Origin of the sequence: Actinomadura soli (genome assembly GCF_005889715.1) — a bacterium.
GTDB lineage: Bacteria > Actinomycetota > Actinomycetes > Streptosporangiales > Streptosporangiaceae > Spirillospora > Spirillospora soli.
On record NZ_VCKW01000102.1, the window covers coordinates 22,733 to 28,732 of the forward strand.

A 6,000-nucleotide genomic window follows, 5' to 3' on the forward strand; every position below is an offset into this window, starting at 1 on the left:
CTCACGCGGCGCGCGCATGATGCGGTCGCGGACCGGTCCGAAACGCCGGTGGTGCTCAGCGGCGGGGGCGGGGGACGCGGGCGAGCTGGCGGCTCTGGGCGACGAGCCGTCCGGCGGAGTCCCAGACCTCGGTCTCCTCGTCGAACCAGCCGTCGGCGAGGACGCGGCCGTTGCCGTGGACGGCGAGCCAGCCCTGCGCCGGGACGGCGCGCATGTGCCAGGTCAGCTCGACGGTCGGCGCCCAGCCCTGGGCGCCGAGGTTCAGCGCGACGGGCGGCAGCGCGTCCACGGCGAGGGCGAGCGCGTAGGCGTCGGGCTGGTAGCCGTCGCGGAGCCGGAACCAGGCGCGGACCTCGGGACGGCCGCTGGGGCGCCCGTCCAGCCAGCCCATCGTGGACCGGTCGAAGCGCATGTCGACCCGGTCGGCGAACCCGCGGTCGCCGGTCGGGGGCTGGAACTCGGTGCACTCCTCCAGGCGGGGCAGGCCGGGGGGCTCGGCGCCGGTCCAGCCGGGTTCGGCGGCGGCGTCGAGGGTGGCGGTGGTGATCAGCGCGTCCGCGGCGGGCCGGGCGTCCTGGATAAGCGTGACGCGGGACGCGGCCGCCGTGCGCCCCTCCTTGCGCGGCTCGACGATCACCTCGGCGGGGCCGGGCCGGGCGACGCGATGGAAGGTCACCGCGGTGGAGACGGGGTGGGCGTGCGGGGAGGCGGCGACGGCGGCGCGGCCCAGGACGGCCATGAGGTAGCCGCCGTTCAGCGCCTCCGCCATGCCGTAGCCCGCGTCCAGGACGGTCTCGTACCGCCCTTCACCGGCCGGCTCGATCGCGGTCGCCGCACCGAACCCGATCACCCCGCGTCCTCCCGCGAATCTAGAATGACGTTCGAGAACGTCACCCTATCGTGCGGGGACGCGGCGGCACGGTCAGGCCCAGAGCTGGCCTTCGAGGCGGGCCTCGGCCTCCTCCAGGGTGCCGCCGTACGCGCCGGTGGACAGGTACTTCCAGCCGCCGTCGGCGACCACGAACGCGATGTCGGCCCGCTCGCCCGACTTGACGGCCTTGGCCGCCATCCCGATCGCCGCGTGCAGCGCGCCGCCGGTGGAGATGCCCGCGAAGATGCCCTCCTGCTGGAGCAGCTCGCGGGTGCGGCGCAGCGCGTCGCCCGAGGTCACGGAGAAGCGGGTGGTGAGGACGGAGTCGTCGTACAGCTCGGGGATGAACCCCTCGTCGATGTTGCGCAGCCCGTACACCAGGTCGCCGTACCGGGGCTCCGCCGCGACGATCTTGACGTCCGGCACCCGCTCGCGCAGGAACCGGCCGACGCCCATCAGCGTGCCCGTGGTGCCGAGCCCCGCGACGAAGTGCGTCACGGTCGGGAGGTCCTCCAGGATCTCGGGGCCGGTCGTCTCGTAGTGCGCGAGCGCGTTGGCCTCGTTGCCGTACTGGTAGAGCATCACCCAGTCGGGGTTCTCCTCGGCCAGCCCCTTCGCCACCCGGACGGCCTCGTTCGACCCGCCCGCCGCCGGGGAGAAGATGATCCGGGCGCCCCACATCTCCAGGAGCTGGCGGCGCTCCGCGGACGTGTTCTCCGGCATCACGCAGATCATCTTGTAGCCGCGCAGCGTGGCGGCCATGGCGAGGGAGATGCCTGTGTTGCCGGACGTCGGCTCAAGGATCGTGCGGCCGGGCGTCAGCAGCCCCTCCTTCTCCGCCTTCTCGATCATGTAGAAGGCGGGCCGGTCCTTCACCGAACCGGTGGGGTTGCGGTCCTCCAGCTTGGCCCAGAGCCGCACGTCGGCGGACGGCGAGAGCCGCGGCAGCCCGACCAGCGGGGTGCGGCCGAGCGAGTCCAGCAGCGAGTCGAAGCGCATCTTCAGCTCTATCCGCTCTGTCTGCGCGCGGGCGGCGGGTCAGCCGCCGGCCACGGCGGGCAGGATCGTCACGTTGTCACCGTCGGCGACCTCGGTCTCCAGGCCGCTGAGGAAGCGCACGTCCTCGTCGTTGAGGTAGACGTTGACGAACTTGCGCAGGCCCTTGCCGTCGACCAGCCGGTCGCGCAGGCCGGGGTGCCGCGTGTCCAGGTCGGTGAACAGCTCGTCCAGCGTGCCGCCCTTGCCGTCGACGGCCTTGGCGCCGTCGGTGAGGTTGCGCAGGATCGTGGGGATCCGGACCTCGATCGCCATCGCGATGGTCTCCTTCTACGTCGTACGGGGCTCCCCGCCCTCTAACCTGCTCACAACCGGGCGGGCAGCGGGATGATTCCGGGCGTGTCCCGGGCGTGTCCCGGGCGGGATCGGCGCGTCAGCGACAGTCGTAGACGACCTCGGCGCGCGAGTGCCCGAACAGGAAGCTCTGTACGGGTGGCACGGCGGCGGACCCGGTGCGGCGCCGAACGCCGACCGTTCCCTGCTCACTCGTCCACATGACGGCCAGTTTACCGGGCGCGTCCCGGACGATCCCCGCCGCCATCAGCCGTAGGAGTCGACGATCGTGACCTCTTCTTCGGTCACTTCGCCGTCCACGATCCGGTACGACCGGAACTCGTGATCGTCCTCGTCGCGGGTGGAGACGAGGACGTAGTGGGCGTTCGGCTCGGCGGCGTAGGAGACGTCGGTGCGGGACGGGTACGCCTCGGTCGAGGTGTGCGAGTGGTAGATCACCACGGGCTCCTCGTCCCGGTCGTCCATCTCCCGCCACACCTTGAGCTGCTCCTGGGAGTCGAACCGGTAGAAGGTCGGGGAGCGCTCGGCGTTCGTCATCGCGATGTACCGGACGGGCCGGTCCGAGCCGAGGGGGCCGGCGATGACGCCGCAGGCCTCGTCGGGGTGGTCGGCGCGCGCATGCGCGACGATCTTGTCGACCAGGGCCCGTTCGATCGTCAGCATGCCCGAAGGCTACCCGGCGGCGCCTCCGTCCCCTCCCCCTGGGGCCGCGGTCACCAGAGGACGCGGACCAGGCTCTCCTGCAGCGAGGTGAGCCAGTCGTAGGCGGCGAACATCGGAGCGCGAGGGTCGTCCGCGGTCATGCTCTCCGCCTCCTCGTACCACTCCTCGGTGATGTCCAGCCGGGTGCCGAGCGCCAGCCGGACGTCGTTCAGCGCCCGCAGCCACGCCTGCGCCTGCTTCTCGTCCAGGACGATGTCGGACCCGGGACCGCCGCTCAGCGAGGCAAGCACCGTCCCGGCCGCCTCGCGCTTGCCGTCGCGCAGGCCCATCTCGGTGTAGCGGCGGAACTCCTCCGCGGACTTGCCGTCGTCGCGGTAGGCGTCGGGGAACAGCCGCGCCAGGACGGGGTCGTCCGGCGTGGTGGCGTTCTCGGCGATGCCCATGGAGGCCAGCTCGTCGTCCTCGCCGGGGGCGTCGCCCAGCAGCCCGAGCAGCTGCTCCATCAGGGCGCGCAGGAGCGCGACCTCCTCGGCCTCCAGCCGCACCCGGATGCCGTGGCGGGTCTTCTTCACATGGCTCATCGGCTCGCTCCGCCGCTCATCGGCTCGCTCCGCTCGCGGGGGCGCTCGTCTCGCCCACGGGGTCAGTCGTCCCGCTTGACGGTGGCCCAGAGGCCGTAGGAATGGAGGATCTCCACGTCGCGCTCCATCTCCTCGCGGGTGCCGTTCGCCACCACGGCGCGGCCCTTGTGGTGCACGTCGAGCATCAGCTTCTCGGCCTTCGCCTTGGGATAGGCGAAGACGGCCTGGAACACGTACGTGACGTACGACATCAGGTTGATCGGGTCGTTCCAGACGATGGCCAGCCAGGGCCGGTCGGCGCTCACGTCCTCGGCGGCGTCCGGCCGCTCCAGTTCGACGGGCGCGGGCGCCGTGCTCATGGCGCTCATACCGCTCGCCTCCCTCTCTCCGTGAAGTCGGTGGCCCACCGCACCCGATGCTATGCGCCGCTCCCGCCGGGTGTGGCGGCCTGCACGACCATGGTGCCCACAGCGGGCCGTAAGGTTCCACTTGTGGACCTTGGCGACGGTACTGCCCTGCTGACCGACCGGTACGAGCTGACCATGCTCCAGGCCGCGCTGGGCAGCGGGACGGCCGGGCGCCGCGCCGTCTTCGAGGTGTTCGCGCGGAGCCTGCCCGCCGGTCGCCGCTACGGCGTCATCGCCGGGACGGGACGCCTCCTCGACGGGATCGAGCGGTTCCGTTTCGACGCCGCCGAACTGGACTACCTGACCTCCAACGGCATCGTGGACGAGCCCACCGCGCATTGGCTGGAGAAGTACCGCTTCACCGGGAACGTCTGGGGTTATGCCGAAGGCGAGTGCTACTTCCCGGAATCGCCGATCCTGGTGGTGGAGGGGACGTTCGCGGAGGCCGTCCTGCTGGAGACCCTCGCGCTGTCGATCCTGAACCACGACTGCGCGATCGCGTCGGCCGCGTCCCGGATGGTGCAGGCGGCGCAGGGCCGTCCGATCATCGAGATGGGGTCGCGGCGGGCCCACGAGCGCGCCGCCGTGGCCTCCGCCCGCGCCGCCTACATCGCGGGGTTCGCCACCACGTCCAACCTGGAGGCGGGCCGGCTCTACGGGGTGCCGACCGCCGGGACGAGCGCGCACTCGTTCACGCTCCTGCACGACAGCGAGCGGCACGCCTTCGAGGCCCAGCTCGCCGCGCTGGGCGAGAGCACCACGCTGCTCGTCGACACCTACGACGTCGAACGGGCCGTCCGGACGGCGGTGGAGCTCGCCGGGCCTTCCCTGGGGGCCGTCCGCATCGACAGCGGCGACCTCGGGGTGATGGCGCGCCGCGTCCGCGACCAGCTCGACTCGCTCGGCGCGCACGACACGCGCATCGTCGTCACCGGCGACCTGGACGAGTTCGGCATCGCCGCCCTCGCCGCCGCGCCGGTGGACGGCTACGGCGTCGGGACGTCCCTGGTAACCGGTTCCGGTGCGCCCACGGCGTCGCTCGTCTACAAGCTCGTCGCCCGCTCGGACGCCCCCGAGGACGACGCGCCCATGCGCCCGGTCGCGAAACGCTCCACCGGCAAGCCGAGCCGCGGCGGACGGAAGACGGCCGTCCGCCGCATCGACGGCCACGGCACCGCCTTCGCCGAGACCGTCACCACCGGTGAACCGATACCCGGCCCGCGCGACCGCGTCCTGCACGTACCGCTGGTGCGGAACGGCGAGATCATCGGACGCGAATCGCTCCTCGACGCCCGAGAACGCCACGCGCGAGCGATCGCCGAACTGCCGCCGACGGCGACGCAGCTTTCCAAAGGCGAGCCCGCGCTCCCCACCGAGTTCGTCAACGGTGGCCCGCGCCGCTGAGAACATCCGGGCGGAGCTGGGGTACGGTCCCCATTGAGCCCTTTTCATCCCTGTGACGGGCCGAGAATGCCCCGTCTCAGAAGAGAGCGGATGAAACGGACTTTTCGGTCGAGGTGCCACGTACAGGGAGCGGTCATGGGCAAGAAGGCTCTGATCATCGTCGATGTACAGAACGACTTCTGCGAGGGCGGCTCGCTCGCGGTGGCCGGCGGGGCGGACGTCGCCACGGCCATCTCCGGGTACATGGCGGGGCACCGGCCCGAGTACGCGCACATCGTCGCGACCCGCGACTTCCACCTCGACCCGGGCGCCCACTTCTCCGCCGAGCCCGACTTCGTCGACACCTGGCCGCCGCACTGCGTGATCGGCACGCCGGGCGCCGACTACCACCCCAACCTCGCGCTCGCGCCCATCGAGGCCGTGTTCAGCAAGGGCCGCGAGACCGCCGCCTACAGCGGCTTCGAGGGCGTGTCCGACGACGAGCAGCCCCTCGCCGACTGGCTCGCCGCCCGCGGTGTGGACGCCGTCGACATCGCGGGCATCGCCACCGACCACTGCGTCCGCGCCACCGCCGTGGACGCCGCCCGCGCGGGGCTGCGCACCGCCGTCCTGCTCGACCTCACCGCCGGGGTCAGCAAGGCGACCGTCGACCGCGCCCTGGACGAGCTCGCCGAGGAGGGGGTCGTCATGTCCGGCGCGCCGGTGGTGTCCGCCTGACCATGAC

General features: G+C 72.0%; 9 protein-coding genes. 2 read left to right on the top strand and 7 right to left on the bottom strand.

Annotated features, from left to right (window positions below):
- Positions 1–55: 55 nt before the first annotated feature.
- The 7 genes from ETD83_RS20480 to clpS all read right to left on the bottom strand — a co-directional run bounded on the left by ETD83_RS20480 (position 56) and on the right by clpS (position 3,824).
- Positions 56–850, bottom strand: coding sequence for a thioesterase family protein (locus tag ETD83_RS20480; RefSeq protein ID WP_138646748.1), 795 nt, complete (start codon positions 848–850; stop codon positions 56–58).
- 72 nt (positions 851–922) lie between these two features.
- The gene (locus ETD83_RS20485; RefSeq protein WP_138646749.1) at positions 923–1,870 is read right to left on the bottom strand and encodes a PLP-dependent cysteine synthase family protein; all 948 of its coding nucleotides are present in this window, start codon (positions 1,868–1,870) and stop codon (positions 923–925) included.
- 39 nt (positions 1,871–1,909) lie between these two features.
- A complete protein-coding gene (locus tag ETD83_RS20490) occupies positions 1,910–2,182 on the bottom strand; it encodes a MoaD/ThiS family protein (protein WP_138646750.1) in 273 nt (90 codons plus the stop codon).
- A 118-nt stretch (positions 2,183–2,300) separates the two neighbouring features.
- Positions 2,301–2,423, bottom strand: a complete 123-nt coding sequence (locus ETD83_RS45405) for a hypothetical protein (protein WP_268920473.1) — start codon at positions 2,421–2,423, stop codon at positions 2,301–2,303.
- A 44-nt stretch (positions 2,424–2,467) separates the two neighbouring features.
- Entirely contained in the window at positions 2,468–2,884 is a 417-nt protein-coding gene (locus ETD83_RS20495) for a Mov34/MPN/PAD-1 family protein (RefSeq protein ID WP_138646751.1), read from the bottom strand.
- 50 nt (positions 2,885–2,934) lie between these two features.
- Positions 2,935–3,465: a DUF2017 domain-containing protein gene (locus ETD83_RS20500; RefSeq protein ID WP_138646752.1), complete on the bottom strand. Its 531-nt coding sequence runs from the start codon at positions 3,463–3,465 to the stop codon at positions 2,935–2,937.
- A 62-nt stretch (positions 3,466–3,527) separates the two neighbouring features.
- Positions 3,528–3,824, bottom strand: coding sequence for an ATP-dependent Clp protease adapter ClpS (clpS, locus tag ETD83_RS20505; RefSeq protein ID WP_138646758.1), 297 nt, complete (start codon positions 3,822–3,824; stop codon positions 3,528–3,530).
- A 99-nt stretch (positions 3,825–3,923) separates the two neighbouring features.
- Between clpS and ETD83_RS20510 the strand changes: the two genes are divergently transcribed.
- Entirely contained in the window at positions 3,924–5,276 is a 1,353-nt protein-coding gene (locus tag ETD83_RS20510; protein WP_138646753.1) for a nicotinate phosphoribosyltransferase, read from the top strand.
- A 135-nt stretch (positions 5,277–5,411) separates the two neighbouring features.
- Positions 5,412–5,993 (top strand): isochorismatase family protein, encoded by a 582-nt coding sequence (locus tag ETD83_RS20515; RefSeq protein ID WP_138646754.1) that lies wholly within the window; start codon positions 5,412–5,414, stop codon positions 5,991–5,993.
- Positions 5,994–6,000 lie beyond the last annotated feature (7 nt).

Bases quoted from the DNA above. Each gene is read 5' to 3' on its own strand.
- ETD83_RS20490 (WP_138646750.1), bottom strand. From the start codon at position 2,182: ATGGCGATCGAGGTCCGGATCCCCACGATCCTGCGCAACCTCACCGAC.
- ETD83_RS20500 (WP_138646752.1), bottom strand. From the start codon at position 3,465: ATGAGCCATGTGAAGAAGACCCGCCACGGCATCCGGGTGCGGCTGGAG.
- ETD83_RS20495 (WP_138646751.1), bottom strand. From the start codon at position 2,884: ATGCTGACGATCGAACGGGCCCTGGTCGACAAGATCGTCGCGCATGCG.
- ETD83_RS20515 (WP_138646754.1), top strand. From the start codon at position 5,412: ATGGGCAAGAAGGCTCTGATCATCGTCGATGTACAGAACGACTTCTGC.
- clpS (WP_138646758.1), bottom strand. From the start codon at position 3,824: ATGAGCACGGCGCCCGCGCCCGTCGAACTGGAGCGGCCGGACGCCGCC.
- ETD83_RS45405 (WP_268920473.1), bottom strand. From the start codon at position 2,423: ATGTGGACGAGTGAGCAGGGAACGGTCGGCGTTCGGCGCCGCACCGGG.
- ETD83_RS20485 (WP_138646749.1), bottom strand. From the start codon at position 1,870: ATGCGCTTCGACTCGCTGCTGGACTCGCTCGGCCGCACCCCGCTGGTC.
- ETD83_RS20510 (WP_138646753.1), top strand. From the start codon at position 3,924: ATGGTGCCCACAGCGGGCCGTAAGGTTCCACTTGTGGACCTTGGCGAC.